At 43.6% G+C, this 16,249-nt stretch carries 8 protein-coding genes, 2 tRNA genes and 3 rRNA genes; 8 read left to right on the top strand and 5 right to left on the bottom strand.

Going from position 1 to position 16,249, the window contains the following annotated elements; translation table 11 throughout:
• A complete protein-coding gene (locus tag RB604_RS01575; protein WP_005934563.1) occupies positions 1-1,857 on the top strand; it encodes a penicillin-binding transpeptidase domain-containing protein in 1,857 nt (618 codons plus the stop codon).
• Positions 1,838-3,295, top strand: coding sequence for a rod shape-determining protein RodA (gene rodA, locus RB604_RS01570; protein ID WP_007480169.1), 1,458 nt, complete (start codon positions 1,838-1,840; stop codon positions 3,293-3,295). The genes RB604_RS01575 and rodA overlap by 20 nt, the downstream gene beginning before the upstream one ends.
• A gap of 67 nt (positions 3,296-3,362) precedes the next feature.
• Here the strand turns inward: rodA and RB604_RS01565 are convergent, their stop codons facing one another.
• The 5 genes from RB604_RS01565 to RB604_RS01545 all read right to left on the bottom strand — a co-directional run bounded on the left by RB604_RS01565 (position 3,363) and on the right by RB604_RS01545 (position 8,948).
• Entirely contained in the window at positions 3,363-3,848 is a 486-nt protein-coding gene (locus RB604_RS01565; protein ID WP_055295795.1) for a gliding motility lipoprotein GldH, read from the bottom strand.
• Positions 3,826-5,325 carry a PSP1 domain-containing protein gene (locus RB604_RS01560; protein WP_055295793.1) on the bottom strand — a complete coding sequence of 500 codons (1,500 nt, stop codon included), beginning with the start codon at positions 5,323-5,325 and terminating at the stop codon, positions 3,826-3,828. Before RB604_RS01560 ends, RB604_RS01565 begins: the two co-directional genes overlap by 23 nt.
• Positions 5,326-5,433: 108 nt before the next feature.
• Positions 5,434-6,543, bottom strand: coding sequence for a DNA polymerase III subunit (locus tag RB604_RS01555; protein WP_055295791.1), 1,110 nt, complete (start codon positions 6,541-6,543; stop codon positions 5,434-5,436).
• Positions 6,544-6,644: 101 nt separating this feature from the next.
• Positions 6,645-7,598 carry a methylenetetrahydrofolate reductase [NAD(P)H] gene (gene metF, locus RB604_RS01550; protein WP_005934550.1) on the bottom strand — a complete coding sequence of 318 codons (954 nt, stop codon included), beginning with the start codon at positions 7,596-7,598 and terminating at the stop codon, positions 6,645-6,647.
• A 1,167-nt stretch (positions 7,599-8,765) separates the two neighbouring features.
• Positions 8,766-8,948, bottom strand: a complete 183-nt coding sequence (locus RB604_RS01545) for a hypothetical protein (RefSeq protein ID WP_055295734.1) — start codon at positions 8,946-8,948, stop codon at positions 8,766-8,768.
• A 570-nt stretch (positions 8,949-9,518) separates the two neighbouring features.
• Between RB604_RS01545 and RB604_RS01540 the strand changes: the two genes are divergently transcribed.
• From RB604_RS01540 to RB604_RS01515, 6 genes are all read left to right on the top strand, one after another.
• Positions 9,519-11,041 (top strand): 16S ribosomal RNA (locus tag RB604_RS01540).
• Between the two features lie 153 nt (positions 11,042-11,194).
• Positions 11,195-11,268 (top strand) — tRNA-Ile (locus RB604_RS01535).
• 82 nt (positions 11,269-11,350) lie between these two features.
• Positions 11,351-11,424: transfer RNA gene (locus RB604_RS01530), tRNA-Ala, on the top strand.
• A 192-nt stretch (positions 11,425-11,616) separates the two neighbouring features.
• A 23S ribosomal RNA gene (locus tag RB604_RS01525) occupies positions 11,617-14,501 on the top strand.
• An 82-nt stretch (positions 14,502-14,583) separates the two neighbouring features.
• Positions 14,584-14,694, top strand: a 5S ribosomal RNA gene (gene rrf, locus RB604_RS01520).
• Together the 16S, 23S and 5S rRNA genes with 2 tRNA genes alongside form the textbook arrangement of a ribosomal RNA operon.
• A gap of 278 nt (positions 14,695-14,972) precedes the next feature.
• Positions 14,973-16,118 carry a sensor histidine kinase gene (locus RB604_RS01515; RefSeq protein WP_005934301.1) on the top strand — a complete coding sequence of 382 codons (1,146 nt, stop codon included), beginning with the start codon at positions 14,973-14,975 and terminating at the stop codon, positions 16,116-16,118.
• Positions 16,119-16,249 lie beyond the last annotated feature (131 nt).

Raw genomic sequence — 16,249 nt, 5'->3', positions numbered from 1 at the left:
ATGGCAAAAGATTATGTATTAGAGAAACGAAAATTTGTCATTGGAGGAGTAGCTGTCTGCATTGTTCTTATCTACATGATGCGGCTTTTCTTTTTGCAGATATCTACGGATGATTATAAAAAAAATGCCGATAGTAACGCTTTTTTGAATAAGATACAATACCCTTCACGTGGTGCAATGTACGACCGTAATGGGAAACTGCTTGTGTTTAATCAGCCGGCATACGACATAACGGTTGTACCTAAAGAAGTGGAGGAGTTGGATACACTCGATTTATGCCAGGCATTGAATATCACTCGGGAGCAGTTTTTGAAAATCATGGCTGATATGAAAGACCGTCGGAGGAATCCGGGATACTCGAGATATACCAATCAGTTGTTTATGTCGCAACTGTCGGCAGAAGAGTGTGGCGTATTTCAGGAAAAGTTGTTTAAGTTCCCCGGTTTTTATATTCAGAGACGCACGATCCGGCAGTATACCTATAACTCGGCTGCTCATGCTTTGGGGGATATTGGAGAAGTTTCGATGCGGGATATTGAAAATGATGACTATTATATCCGTGGCGACTATATAGGAAAGCAGGGGGTTGAGAAATCCTACGAGAAGTATCTCCGTGGTGAGAAAGGTGTTGAGATATTGCTTCGGGATGCGCATGGACGTATTCAGGGGCATTATATGGATGGGCAATTCGATCGTCCTTCCGTTCCCGGCAAAAATCTGACTTTGGGATTGGATATCGACTTACAAATGTTAGGGGAGCGACTGCTAAAGAATAAAATCGGTAGCATTGTTGCTATTGAACCGGCGACAGGAGAGATATTGTGTCTGGTCTCTTCTCCGGATTTTGATCCTCATCTGATGATTGGCCGCCAACGCGGTAAGAATCATCTGATGCTTCAACGTGATAAGCAAAAACCTTTGCTGAATCGGGCATTGATGGGTGCTTATCCTCCGGGATCTACTTTTAAGGCTGCCCAGGCACTGACTTTTCTGCAAGAAGGAATTATTCAGGAAAATACTCCGATGTTTCCGTGCTATCACGGCTTTATACATGGAAGTTTAAAAGTGGGATGTCATGGTCATGCTTCTCCATTGCCATTGGTTCCGGCATTGGCTACTTCATGTAACTCTTATTTCTGTTGGGGCTTGTACCGGATGTTTGGTGATCGTAAATACGGTTCTCCGCAGAATGCAATAACGGTGTGGAAAGACCACATGGTTTCCCAAGGTTTCGGTTACAGGTTGGGAGTGGATCTGCCTGGTGAGGGCCGGGGACTTATCCCTAATGCTGCTTTCTACGATAAACCCTATAAAGGGCGATGGAACGGATTGACGGTTATCAGTATTGCTATCGGACAAGGAGAAATTCTGGCTACTCCTTTGCAGATTGCCAATCTGAGCGCAACGATTGCCAATCGGGGACATTTCATCACTCCGCATATTGTGAAAGAAATTCAGGATAATGAAATCGACAGCCTTTATCGTACTCCACGTGTACCGACTATCGACCGGATTCATTATGAAGAGGTTGTGAAAGGAATGCGTGCTGCTGTGACAGGAGGGACTTGTAGAACGGCCGGCTATATTTTCCCGGACGGTGAAATCTGTGGTAAAACCGGAACAGCTCAAAATCGTGGGCACGACCACTCTGTTTTTATGGGCTTTGCTCCGATGAACAATCCCAAAATAGCGATTGCCGTCTATGTGGAAAATGGAGGATTCGGTGCGACTTACGGAGTACCGATCGGTGCTTTGATGATGGAACAGTATTTAAATGGGAAACTTTCTCCTGCCAGTGAAGTAAAGGCAGCCGAGTTTAGTGATAGAATAATAATGTATGGTAACGAGGAACGATAGTTTGTGGAAGACACTGGATTGGGTAACAATTGCCATTTACCTGCTCCTTATCATAGCCGGATGGTTTAGTGTTTGCGGAGCCAGCTATGATTATGGGGAACGGGATTTTCTGGATTTCTCTACCCGTGCCGGTAAGCAATTTATGTGGATTATCTGCTCGTTTGGGCTGGGTTTTATCCTGTTGATGCTCGAGGACAGGATGTACGATATGTTTTCTTATATTATATATATAGGAATGATGTTGTTGCTGATTGCTACTATATTTATAGGAAGTGATATCAAGGGGTCTAATTCGTGGATAAAGTTAGGGCCTGTCAATTTACAACCGGCAGAATTCGCCAAATTTGCTACGGCATTAGTCTTGGCTAAATATATAAATTCTTATTCTTTTAATATAAAGAAAGGCAAATGTTTTCTGGCTCTGCTTGCTTTTATCCTGCTCCCTATGGGGCTTATCATTTTGCAGAGAGAAACAGGATCGGCATTGGTGTATCTGGCTTTCTTCCTGGTGCTTTATCGTGAAGGGATGCCGGGAGTAGTGCTTTTTTCCGGTGTTTGTGCGGTTGTCTATTTTGTTGTCGGTATTCGTTTCGATCAGGTGTTTATAGCCGACACACCTACTCCCATTGGAGAGTTCTCGGTTCTGTCCATGATACTGCTGTTTGCCGGGGGAATGGTATGGGTATACCGGAAAAAGTGGGAACCCGTTCGGAATATTCTTGGCGGAAGCTTATTGATTATGTTGATTGCTTTCCTTGTCTCGGAATTTATTGTCCCGTTCAATTTGGTGTGGGTACAGTGGGGGATATGTGTTGTTGTGGTAGGTTATTTGTTATTTCTCTCTTTGAGTGAGCGTCAAAAGTCTTATATGCTGATCGGACTTTTTTTAGTAGGTTCTGTCGGTTTTCTTTATTCCAGTGATTATGTATTCGATAATATTCTCGAGCCACACCAACAGATTCGTATCAAAGTGGTATTGGGGTTGGAAGAAGATTTGACGGGTGCCGGATATAATGTAAATCAGTCTAAAATAGCCGTAGGTTCTGGTGGCCTTACAGGGAAGGGCTTTTTGAATGGTACTCAGACGAAACTGAAATATGTACCGGAACAGGATACGGATTTCATTTTTTGTACGGTAGGTGAAGAGCAAGGCTTTGTCGGTTCTTCTATTGTCTTGTTGTTGTTTTTGGCATTGATTCTCCGGCTTATCGTAGTATCCGAACGTCAACCGTCGGCATTTGGGCGGGTATATGGATATTCCGTGCTTAGTATCTTTCTGTTCCACGTCTTTATTAATATCGGTATGGTGCTCGGATTGACGCCTGTCATTGGTATCCCCCTACCGTTTTTTAGTTATGGGGGATCTTCTTTGTGGGGCTTTACGATTTTACTGTTTATCTTCCTGAGAATTGACGCGGGACGCGGAAGAAGGCTTTAATGGGAAATGGGAGAATGGAGAAGGGAGAGGTACTATACAGCATAATAGCGCAGCTACCTCTCCCATTTCAATTCTCCCTTCTTCCATCTATTTTTATCCCTATGTCATTGATGCCTTTCAGTATTTCGTCCTGCATTCCATGGATAATTTTAAGGGTATAGTTTCCCGGATGCTGTATGGCTATGGTACCGATGGGAAGTTCGGATTGGAATAAACTACCCCAACCTGTACCGTTCCATTTCCCTTCTTTATCTGCCAGAATCAGTAATAGTGTGTCTGTTTTCCAGACTGTGCTATCTTCTAAATTGTGACTGATTACAAGATACAGATTACGATAAACATAGTTGCTTTTATTACGTATTTCTGCGGCGAGATTGAACTGAGTGAGTGAATCTTTAACCGGGATATCGAAAAAGAGTGTATCACTCTTTTTCCATCCTTCGGTGGGGATGGCATGGTAAGAGTGATACACGGTTTTCTTATCGCAGGCTGTTGTTAGAAAAACTACTGTTAAAAACAAAAGCCATATGTTATTCCTGTGCAGGGGTTTCATTTCTTTCTTTAGCCGGCTTTTCATTGTTTTGTGGTCTCTCGCTATTTTGAGACCTTTCTTCATTTTTTTGCCTGTCTCCGCGACGGTCATTGTTGTTCCGCGGCGGCCGGTTATTGTTTCTCGGACGGTCGTTACGTGGACGTTGTTGTTCGTTGCCGTTACCGGGTTGTGAAGATTGCTGTCCTTCTGAATTGGGCTGCGGACGATTCGGACGATTGCCGTTTTCTCGTTGCGGACGTTCGGGACGGTTTCCACCTTCCCGTTGTGGACGGTTTCCATTCTCTTGTTGCGAGCGATTGCCATTCTCCTGTTGCGGTCGGTTTACTCTTCCTTCTCCTTCCTGTTGTGGTCGGTTGTTTTTCTTCTTTTTCTTGTTACGGTTTCCACCTTCACCTCCTTCTTTGCCCTCTTTTCGGCGGCGGTCACGGTCAAAACGGGTCAGACTTTCCTGCTCTACGAGGTCAACCGGTTTCTTGGGTTCTTGTTTATGTTCTTCTTCCAATAAACTATCCGGTTTGATTCCTCTTTTGTTTAAGCCGATTACTTCAAAGGCCCTTTTACCACTGATGGTAACCAGATTGGCTGCAAATGTTTTATCTGTAGAGTAGGAAACTTGATTACTTAGGATGTCTGCTTTAAAGAAGTAGAATGTTCCGTCTTTCGTCTCCAGTTCGATTTCTTTTGATGGCAGACGTTTCTGTGCTTCTACATAGCAGTCTACTTCGTAGTTTAAGCAACATTTCAGTTTTGCACATTGTCCGGCGAGCTTTTGAGGATTTAACGATATATCCTGATAGCGGGCGGCACTTGTAGATACAGATACGAAGCTTGTCATCCAAGTGGCACAACAAAGTTCCCGCCCACAAGGGCCTATACCACCAATGCGTCCGGCTTCCTGACGTGCACCGATCTGTTTCATCTCGATACGTACCCGAAATGCCTCCGCCAGAACTTTGATTAATTGGCGAAAATCCACCCGTTCGTCTGCGATATAATAGAAAATAGCTTTGTTACCGTCTCCCTGGTATTCCACATCTCCGATTTTCATGTTCAAGTTTAGATTGGCGGCAATCTGGCGTGAACGTATCATTGTGGCGTGTTCTTTGGCCTTCGCCTCGTCGAACTTCTCCATATCTACGGGTTTGGCTTTACGGTAGATACGTTTTATTTCCACATCCGGTTTGATGTTCGCTTTCCGCATTTGCAGCGGAACAAGGCGTCCGGTCAGTGTTACCACACCGATATCGTGTCCCGGTGTCGCTTCAACTGCCACAACATCTCCTTTTTCCAATTTTATTTTGTTACTGTTACGATAGTATCCTTTGCGGGTGTTCTTGAATTGAACCTCCACCATATCACTCTCTTCCGCATTGCCTGGTATATCTGCCAGCCAATCGTAAGTATTTAATTTGTTATCTTGTCGGGAACAACTTTTGCAGCAAAGGCCGCCGCTCCCATTATGTAATTTAAAGTCCATCTATATATTTACGATTTAACGATTTACAATTTAACGATTGAAATTTCCTTTCCCTCGTCTTTATTTCTCTTTTTTTTTCTTTCTCCCATCTCCATTCTTCCTTTTCTTTTAGCTTTTCAGCAGCACTATCATTTTCAATGAGAAATCGAAAAATACCATTTTCGCATTTACGTTTTGTTCGATGTGCTGTTGCGCTTCACTTAGTTCATCCATGATTCCCATTACATTTCGTTCATTGACAAACGGGGCAAATCGGGTTGCAAAGTTCTGTTCATCCGGTGTCATATAAATCAGGTCTTTCTGATGCAAGTTGTAGATAAAGTTTTCCCTTATCATCCGTTGACAGTAGGAGAGCAGGTTTTTCTGGCGTTCGCGCCCCATGCCTGCCACTTGCTCGCTCCACTGCTTCATTTCACGGATTTTCCGTTGATAAGAAAGCCGCATCAAACTGACAAAGAGCTCAAAAAACAGTTGATTCTCTTCATTGAGATGAATGGTTTCAAATGCTTTGATAAAGTTTCCGTTGGCCAGATGGGCGATAGTCATGCTACTGCTTTGTTGTACTCCATATTTTTCCTGAAGAGCGTTTGCTATGCTCGTTTCATCTATTTTGCGGATGTTAAAACGCTGTGTACGACTCAGTATGGTAGGAAGAATCATGTCGGGAGCTTCGGAAACCAGTAGAAAAATAGTTTTCTCGGGTGGTTCTTCCAGAAGCTTCAGTAGTTTATTGGCACAGGGCAATTGCATTTTTTCAGGCAGCCAGATGATGGTGATTTTGAATCCGCCCTCACTTGATTTTAAGCTGAGCTTCTTCATGATTTCATCACTTTCTTTGGTGTAGATTACTGCTTGTGAATTTTCTGCATGAATCTCGTTCAGCCAATGATTGAGATTGAAATATGGGTTATTCAGTACCAATCGGCGCCATTCGGCTATATAATCGTCACTTCGTGCCGTTTTTATAACAGGAAATACGAAATGTACATCCGGGTGTACTAACTTATTAAATTTTACGCATGATGGACAAACACCGCAAGCATCGGTTGTGCCGCGATTGGTGCAACTGATGTAACGTGCATAGGCCAAGGCCAAAGGAAATTTTCCTACTCCCTCAGGGCCACAGATAAGCTGCGCATGCGGAATACGTCCTTCATTCACTTCTTGAATAAGTCGCTGCTTAGTCTCTTCTTGTCCGATTACATCTTTAAAAAACACGATTCTATATTCTAATTTTATTGGTTTCCATTAATTATTTATCAATCATTATTCATTAACCATCATCCATAGATTATAACTCATAAATCATCATTTATAAATCAATAAATCTCTTTTGCCACTTCTTTAATACTGTCTACGGCACCAATAGAGTAGAAATGGATGCTCGGTACGCCGTGTGCCATCAGTTCACGGCACTGTTTGATACACCATTCTACACCTACTTGCTGTACTTCGGCATCATTTTTGCACTTCAGTGTTTCTTTCACCAGATCATCCGGTAGGTCTACTTTGAATGTTTTCGGTATCATGCTTAGCTGAGAAGCTTTTTTGAAAGGCTTGATGCCCGGGATGATGGGGATATCGATGCCTTCTTTTCTGACTCTTTCCACAAATTCGAAATATCTCTGATTGTCATAAAAGAGTTGGGTTACTGCATATTCCGCTCCGGCTTCTACTTTCTTCTTTAGCCAATAGATGTCCGAGTCTATGTTGGGGGCTTCCTCATGTTTTTCGGGGTAGCAGGCCACACCGTAAGAAAACGGGGTATTGGTAACCTTCATTTCCGAGCCGTCCACGAATATTCCTTTGTTGAAGTTATTAATCTGTTCTTGCAACTCGATGGCGTGGTGATATCCGTCTCCTTCGGGAGTAAATATCGACTCATGCTTAGCTTTGTCTCCACGAAGAACCAGTAAATCGGTGATTCCCAGAAACTGCAAGTCGAGCAATACATACTCTGTCTCTTCCCGGGTGAAGCCGCTGCATAAGATATGCGGCACAACCGTGATATTGTATTTATTCTGAATGGCGGCCGCTACGGCTACGGTTCCCGGTCGTCTTCTTAACCTGTTGCGTTGAAACAGTCCGTTGCCCAAATCTTTGTATACGTATTCGCTTCGATGCGTGGTAATGTTGATATATTTGGGATCGAACTCGCGCAGGGTATCGATGTCTCGGCATAGTTTTTCAATTCCTGTACCCTTTAGTGGGGGAAGAATTTCGAAAGAGAAAGCTGTTTTCTCGTTGCTATGTATCAGGTCTATAACTCTCATTTATTTCTTGCAATTTTTTATTTCCGTTCGAAAACGTGCATATTGGGACAAAAATACGAAAAAAATGGAGAGATATTACATCTTGGGGGGAATATTGCCTGCATTTATTGATGCTTTTTTGAATTAAGTAAGATGAAGTCGTTATCGTTGCTATGATGAGGACAAAGTATTGTATGAAATTTGTTTTGATTGTTTTTGGTAATCGGTGCTTTTATGAAGCAAAGTACTCTTTTGCTTGCCACCCTTTGGGGTGAAATATGTGTTTGATATATAATACTTATTCCCTACTCTTTGTTCTTTGTAAAATTCTTCGGTCTCCTTTTCTTTTTTAAGTTTTTTGATCTTTACTTGTTAATTCAATAATTTGATATTTATTATGCTTGTTCTTTTGTCTATGTTTCTGGTAAAAGTGTATTTCTCATTATCTATTGTTCATCCATGTTTAAGAAGATGTTTGCTTTTTTTCTATTATTGATTGTTGTATCTGCCGCTTTTTTCAGAGAAAATTGTCATTTTTATACTGAAAAATGAATACATTTGTTTCCTTTCTTAATTTGCTGAATATCAACATGCTGTATTTTGCCCTTTTTCCTCGTAGAGAATCGGTTCGTTTCTCTACGAGATTCTATAGATTTCTCTACGAGGTTCTGATGCTTTTTCGTAGAGTCTTTCTTCTTGTGTTTCTAATGTGTGACATCTTCTTTTTTTGATATTCCTTTCTCTCTTTATTTTATGTAATAATAAATGTTTTAGCATCAAGCCTTTCGGCTTTGTATCCCTATTGTTTCCTTTCCATCAAATTTCTTTCTCTTATATATTAAGAGCCAGTTTAAATATTGTCCAAAAGAAGCTGATAAAACTTTTAAGAGGCAAACTTAAACATACTCTAAGTATCTTCCTGTCTTTCTTTCCTTCTGATATGTTTTTCTCTTTAGCTCTCTCTTTTTCCCATACCTAATTTTCAGTTTTCTTTCTTTCCTTCTTAGCGTCTTTGTTTTTTTAACCTTCCCTTTTACCTGTCTTTCCCCTTGATTTTAATAGTGTACTCTTTTATCCAATCAAAGTCTATACTTTAATCTGGTAATAGTCTATACTTTATTCTTTTATAACTCTATACTTTTGTCTGCCCTGCATCGGTCTTTTGCTATTTCTTTAATAATCAGCGTTTTATCCATTTTCCTTTTTCTTCTTCCTTAATAATATCTTCCTTGTTTTTTTGATAACCTCGCCTTTTCTTTTCTTCTTTTCTTTTCCCCTTTTCTCTTCTTTCCCTTTTTTTTCTTCTTCTCTTTCTATTTTCCCCTTTCCCTTTTTCAATACTTTCTGCTTATATATATAATAAGGTGTCATTCTTTTCCCGTCTTTCTTTCTTTTTCCCCTTTCTTTCCTTTTTCTCTTCTTTCACATATTTCAAAATCAGCCTGTTACAAAAAACGTTTCATTTTTTTTGAAAAAAAAAGTATCATATATTTTGTTCGTATTGTAAAATGCCCTACTTTTGCACCCGCTTTGCAAGAGAAGCAAGGCTGAATGATTGACATGGTGAGGGTGATTGGCAGTATGGAAACTTCCAGTTTTTTCTTTTTCCTTTCGCTTCTGAAGTGACCGGAAAAAAGAAAAATAAAAAAAAACTTCCGAAAACATTTGGAAGTAATGCCTGAAAGTTTCTATCTTTGCATCCGCTTTCCGAAAAGAAAAGCATTCAAAAAATAGTTCTTTGAAATATTGATAAACAATACAAGTAGTACGATTCTGTCTTATTAAGTTATGACAGATTAAAAATTTAGAACCGTCAATGCTTATTAATATAGGTATTTAGAATGACGTCAATAGATTTACGGTATCCTGAACAGAGCAATATACTGCCGCGTTTTAATTGTTGATTCATTAATGATTGATTCGTGCAGTCACAATACTTTTACAATGAAGAGTTTGATCCTGGCTCAGGATGAACGCTAGCTACAGGCTTAACACATGCAAGTCGAGGGGCATCAGGGTGTAGCAATACACCGCTGGCGACCGGCGCACGGGTGAGTAACACGTATCCAACCTGCCCTTTACTCGGGGATAGCCTTTCGAAAGAAAGATTAATACCCGATGGTATAACATGACCTCCTGGTTTTGTTATTAAAGAATTTCGGTAGAGGATGGGGATGCGTTCCATTAGGCAGTTGGCGGGGTAACGGCCCACCAAACCTTCGATGGATAGGGGTTCTGAGAGGAAGGTCCCCCACATTGGAACTGAGACACGGTCCAAACTCCTACGGGAGGCAGCAGTGAGGAATATTGGTCAATGGGCGAGAGCCTGAACCAGCCAAGTAGCGTGAAGGATGACCGCCCTATGGGTTGTAAACTTCTTTTATATGGGAATAAAGGGTGCCACGTGTGGCATTTTGTATGTACCATATGAATAAGGATCGGCTAACTCCGTGCCAGCAGCCGCGGTAATACGGAGGATCCGAGCGTTATCCGGATTTATTGGGTTTAAAGGGAGCGTAGGTGGACATGTAAGTCAGTTGTGAAAGTTTGCGGCTCAACCGTAAAATTGCAGTTGAAACTGCGTGTCTTGAGTACAGTAGAGGTGGGCGGAATTCGTGGTGTAGCGGTGAAATGCTTAGATATCACGAAGAACTCCGATTGCGAAGGCAGCTCACTGGACTGCAACTGACACTGATGCTCGAAAGTGTGGGTATCAAACAGGATTAGATACCCTGGTAGTCCACACAGTAAACGATGAATACTCGCTGTTTGCGATATACAGTAAGCGGCCAAGCGAAAGCATTAAGTATTCCACCTGGGGAGTACGCCGGCAACGGTGAAACTCAAAGGAATTGACGGGGGCCCGCACAAGCGGAGGAACATGTGGTTTAATTCGATGATACGCGAGGAACCTTACCCGGGCTTAAATTGCAAATGAATATGCCGGAAACGGCATAGCCGCAAGGCATTTGTGAAGGTGCTGCATGGTTGTCGTCAGCTCGTGCCGTGAGGTGTCGGCTTAAGTGCCATAACGAGCGCAACCCTTATCTTCAGTTACTAACAGGTCATGCTGAGGACTCTGGAGAGACTGCCGTCGTAAGATGTGAGGAAGGTGGGGATGACGTCAAATCAGCACGGCCCTTACGTCCGGGGCTACACACGTGTTACAATGGGGGGTACAGAAGGCCGCTACACAGCGATGTGATGCCAATCCCTAAAGCCCCTCTCAGTTCGGATCGAAGTCTGCAACCCGACTTCGTGAAGCTGGATTCGCTAGTAATCGCGCATCAGCCACGGCGCGGTGAATACGTTCCCGGGCCTTGTACACACCGCCCGTCAAGCCATGGGAGCCGGGGGTACCTGAAGTACGTAACCGCAAGGAGCGTCCTAGGGTAAAACTGGTGACTGGGGCTAAGTCGTAACAAGGTAGCCGTACCGGAAGGTGCGGCTGGAACACCTCCTTTCTGGAGCGATGCCGTAAAGGGCGTCCATTTCCGGTTCTGAATGTACTACTGGTACTTGTTTATTTATAGCATATAGATCGACCGTCTATATTATATTATAGATAGAGATAAACAAGAGAAAGAAGAAGCCGAGCCGCATGGCGAGGTTGAACTAGTCCTATAGCTCAGTTGGTTAGAGCGCTACACTGATAATGTAGAGGTCGGCAGTTCAACTCTGCCTGGGACTACTTCCGCAAGTCGACGCCTGGTGGATTGCGGGTTTGAAACTAAGTTTTCAACTCTCAACTTCCAACTTTCAACTTGTACGAAGGGGGATTAGCTCAGCTGGCTAGAGCATCTGCCTTGCACGCAGAGGGTCAACGGTTCGAATCCGTTATTCTCCACTCCGCTTCGGATTGCCGGTTGTCAAAGGACGACTGACAGTTTAGGGCAAACGATCTTTGACATGATGTACAAAAAGTAAATTTTAGTAAAGAGCTAAAAGTATATATCAAACCGTAGTGTTTCGATTTTGGATTCCTGATTATTGATTTTTAAATTCTTAATTATTGATTTCAAATCGATCCGGTGATATGAAGAAAGTAAGAAAGGGCGCATGGCGGATGCCTTGGCTCTCGGAGGCGATGAAGGACGTGATAAGCTGCGATAAGCTGCGGGTAGGTGCAAATAACCTTTGATCCGCGGATTTCCGAATGGGACAACCCAACCGGTTGAAGACCGGTTATCTATCCAATGATAGAGGCTAACGCAGGGAACTGAAACATCTTAGTACCTGCAGGAAAAGAAAATAAACAATGATTCCCCTAGTAGTGGCGAGCGAACGGGGATTAGCCCAAACCATGGATGTCACGGCATCCATGGGGTTGTAGGACCACGATGTCGCAAGACATCTGACGAATGGAATCCTCTGGAAAGAGGAGCCGTAGACGGTGATAGCCCGGTACATGAAGTCAGACGAAGCGTAGTGGTATCCTGAGTAGCGCGGAGCACGAGGAATTCTGCGTGAACCAGCCGGGACCATCCGGTAAGGCTAAATACTCCCGAGAGACCGATAGCGAACCAGTACTGTGAAGGAAAGGTGAAAAGCACTTCGAATAGAAGAGTGAAATAGTCCCTGAAACCGTGCGCCTACAAGCGGTCGGAGCTGTTTTAAACAGTGACGGCGTGCCTTTTGCATAATGAACCTACGAGTTACTTTTACTGGCAAGGTTAAGCATCTTGAGATGTGTATCCGAAGCGAAAGCGAGTCTGAACAGGGCGTATAGTCAGTAGGAGTAGACGCGAAACCAAGTGATCTACCCTTGGGCAGGTTGAAGGTTAGGTAACACTAACTGGAGGACCGAACCGATAAGCGTTGAAAAGCTTCCGGATGACCTGAGGGTGGGGGTGAAAGGCTAATCAAACTTGGAGATAGCTCGTACTCCCCGAAATGCATTTAGGTGCAGCCTTGTGAGTTACTAATGTGAGGTAGAGCGACTGATAAGATGCGAGGGCTTCGCCGCCTATCAAGTCTTGATAAACTCCGAATGCGCATTAGTCCTATCACAGGAGTGAGGGCATGGGTGCTAAGGTCCATGTCCGAAAGGAGAAGAATCCAGACCATCAGCTAAGGTCCCCAAATAAATGCTAAGTTGAACTAACGAAGTCAGATTGCTAAGACAGCTAGGATGTTGGCTTGGAAGCAGCCATTCATTTAAAGAGTGCGTAACAGCTCACTAGTCGAGGAGTTTGGCGTGGATAATAATCGGGCATCAAGCATTTTACCGAAGCTATGGGATACGTAAGTATCGGTAGGGGAGCATTCCACTCTGCGTCGAAGGTGAAGCGCGAGCTTTGCTGGAGCGTGTGGAAAAGCAAATGTAGGTATAAGTAACGATAAAGGGGGTGGGAAACCCCCTCGCCGAAAGACTAAGGTTTCCTGATCAACGCTAATCGGATCAGGGTTAGTCGGGTCCTAAGGCTCAGCCGAACGGTGATGCCGATGGCAGAACAGGTTAATATTCCTGTACTACCTTAAGGAGTGACGTGGAGACGGAGTCGTGACAGCGCCGCGGACTGACGGAATAGTCCGTTGAAGGGTGTAGATGTTGATTGCGGCAGGCAAATCCACCGCAAGAGTCGAACCTGATAGTATGGAGCGTTCTTCTGAACAATCCAATAGTGCGTGTAATCATACTCCCAAGAAAATCCGCTAAACTTAATCCTTGAGGTACCCGTACCGTAAACGGACACACGTAGTCGGGTTGAATATACTAAGGCGCTTGAGTGATTCACGGTTAAGGAACTAGGCAAATTGACCCTGTAACTTCGGGATAAAGGGTCCCTGCTGAGAGGTAGGGCGCAGAGAATAGGTCCAGGCAACTGTTTAACAAAAACACAGGGCTGTGCAAAATTGAAAGATCACGTATACAGCCTGACACCTGCCCGGTGCTGGAAGGTTAAGAGGAGATGTCATCGCAAGAGAAGCATTGAATTGAAGCCCCAGTAAACGGCGGCCGTAACTATAACGGTCCTAAGGTAGCGAAATTCCTTGTCGGGTAAGTTCCGACCTGCACGAATGGTGTAATGATCTGGACACTGTCTCAACCGTGAGCTCAGTGAAATTGTAGTATCGGTGAAGATGCCGATTACCCGCGATGGGACGAAAAGACCCCGTGAACCTTTACTATAGCTTAACATTGAATTTGGGTAATTGATGTGTAGGATAGGCCGGAGACTTTGAAGCGGGTACGCCAGTATCTGTGGAGTCGCTGTTGAAATACGGCCCTTTGATTATTTGAGTTCTAACTCGTTGTCACGAGGACACTGTTTGGTGGGTAGTTTGACTGGGGTGGTCGCCTCCAAAAGTGTAACGGAGGCTTCTAAAGGTGCCCTCAGGACGATTGGTAACCGTCCGCAGAGTGTAATGGCATAAGGGCGCTTGACTGGGAGACTCACAAGTCGATCAGGTAGGAAACTAGAGCATAGTGATCCGGTGTTTCCGCATGGAAGGGACATCGCTCAAAGGATAAAAGGTACTCCGGGGATAACAGGCTGATCCCTCCCAAGAGCTCATATCGACGGAGGGGTTTGGCACCTCGATGTCGGCTCGTCACATCCTGGGGCTGGAGAAGGTCCCAAGGGTTGGGCTGTTCGCCCATTAAAGTGGCACGCGAGCTGGGTTCAGAACGTCGTGAGACAGTTCGGTCTCTATCTATCGTGGGCGTATGAAATTTGCGTGGCTCTGACACTAGTACGAGAGGACCGTGTTGGACTGACCTCTGGTTTACCGGTTGTGCCGCCAGGTGCATTGCCGGGTATCTAAGTCGGGATTGGATAAGTGCTGAAAGCATCTAAGTACGAAGCCAGCCACAAGATTAGATTTCTCAGGGTCGTCAGAGACGATGACGTTGATAGGAGGCAGGTGTAAAGGTAGTAATATCAAAGCCGAGCCTTACTAATTGCCCGTTGACTTTCTTTTTGTCACGATGGTTTCATATATACGTTTAGCCTGCTGCTGCTGCGGCTTTTGAATTTACTTTTTTCCGTCATGTCTACCTTATTCAGGTGACTATAGCACCGGGGTTCCACCTCTTCCCATTCCGAACAGAGAAGTTAAGCCCGGTCACGCCGATGGTACTGCGTAACAGTGGGAGAGTAGGTAGTCGCCGTTTTTTTTCTGAAGGATCCCCTTGCAACCCGGAATACGGGGGCAAGGGGATTTTCGCGTTTAGGGGGGTATTGGAAGGAATTGGGGGGGAGAGAAGAAGGATGGGAGATGTGAGAATGGAGAGGGGAGAAATGCTATGCAGCGTGACAGCGCAGCCTGCTTCTCACATCTCAATTCTCACATCTCAATTCTCCCCATTTTCATTCTCCCATCTCCCATCTTTTTCCTTTCCGCATAATATTGCACCGATCAGACCGTTATATATTAGTAAATCAGTTTTATATGCAATTTATTGATATTCGCCGTATTAAGGTTATATTGGTTATCTCTGCTGTTATTATAGCAGTAGCTTCTTTGTATTTTTCTCATCGGTTGGTAAAGGATCTTTCGATGGAAGAGCGACTTAAGATGGAGGTGTGGGCAGAAGCAATGCGTGCTTTCAGTGTTGCTGATGAGAATGTGGATCTTAATTTGGTTTTGAAAGTATTGAATGCCAATAATACGATTCCGGTGATTGTGTCCGATGCTGAAGGGAATATTCAGACTTATCGTAATATAGAGATTGCCTCTAATGATTCGGTTGCTTTTCTGTATAAACAGTTGGAGCGCTTTAAACAGAATGGAAGTGTGATCCGGATTAATTTATCATCCGGAAGTGATTATAATGATGTCTATTATCAGGATTCTTTGATGCTGACGCGTCTTTCCGTTTATCCTTATGTACAGTTAGGGGTCGTGCTTATTTTTGTTCTGGTAGCTATATTTGCTTTACTTAGCTCAAAGAAGGCCGAACAGAATAAGGTATGGGTCGGTCTGTCCAAAGAGACGGCTCATCAGTTGGGAACACCTATTTCTTCTCTGATGGCTTGGACGGAATTATTGAAGAGTGCATATCCTTCGGACAATTTGATTCCTTGCATGACTGAGGATGTCGCTCGTTTACAAATGATAGCCAATCGCTTTTCCAAGATCGGTTCCGCTCCGGAAATGGAGCAGGTAGATTTAGGGAAATTGTTAAAAGAAGTAACTGAATATATGGCGCGCCGCACTTCGAATAAAGTAGAGATTATTACCCATTTGCCTGAAAATGCTATTATTATTCCTTTGAATGCTTCACTGTTCGGGTGGGTAATAGAGAATTTGTGCAAGAATGCGATAGATGCCATGGATGGGGTTGGAAAAATAACAGTGTCCGTCATAGAGTCTGCTACTCGTTGGTATATCGATGTGGAGGATACGGGGAAAGGAATTATTAAAAGTAAACATCAAACTATTTTTACACCTGGTTATACGACGAAAAAGAGAGGCTGGGGACTGGGATTGTCATTGGCCCGTAGAATTGTAGAAGAGTATCATTCAGGGCGTATTTTTGTAAAACAGTCGGAGCTAAATAAAGGTACAGTATTTAGAATAGAACTTAAAAAGTGAATATTTACTGATAATTTGTGTGTTATGAGGATTATTATTTGTATCTTTGTCGCCCGAATTCTGTCCATCTTTTTGTTCTTGTTGGGAAAATGAAAGATGAAGAACAGGATATTTAGGCTTTTTTTGTACCT

Source organism: Bacteroides salyersiae, from assembly GCF_031172035.1.
In the GTDB taxonomy this organism is placed as follows: domain Bacteria; phylum Bacteroidota; class Bacteroidia; order Bacteroidales; family Bacteroidaceae; genus Bacteroides; species Bacteroides salyersiae.
Note: the sequence above shows the minus strand (reverse complement) of the source record. Positions and strands in the feature narration are given on the sequence as shown.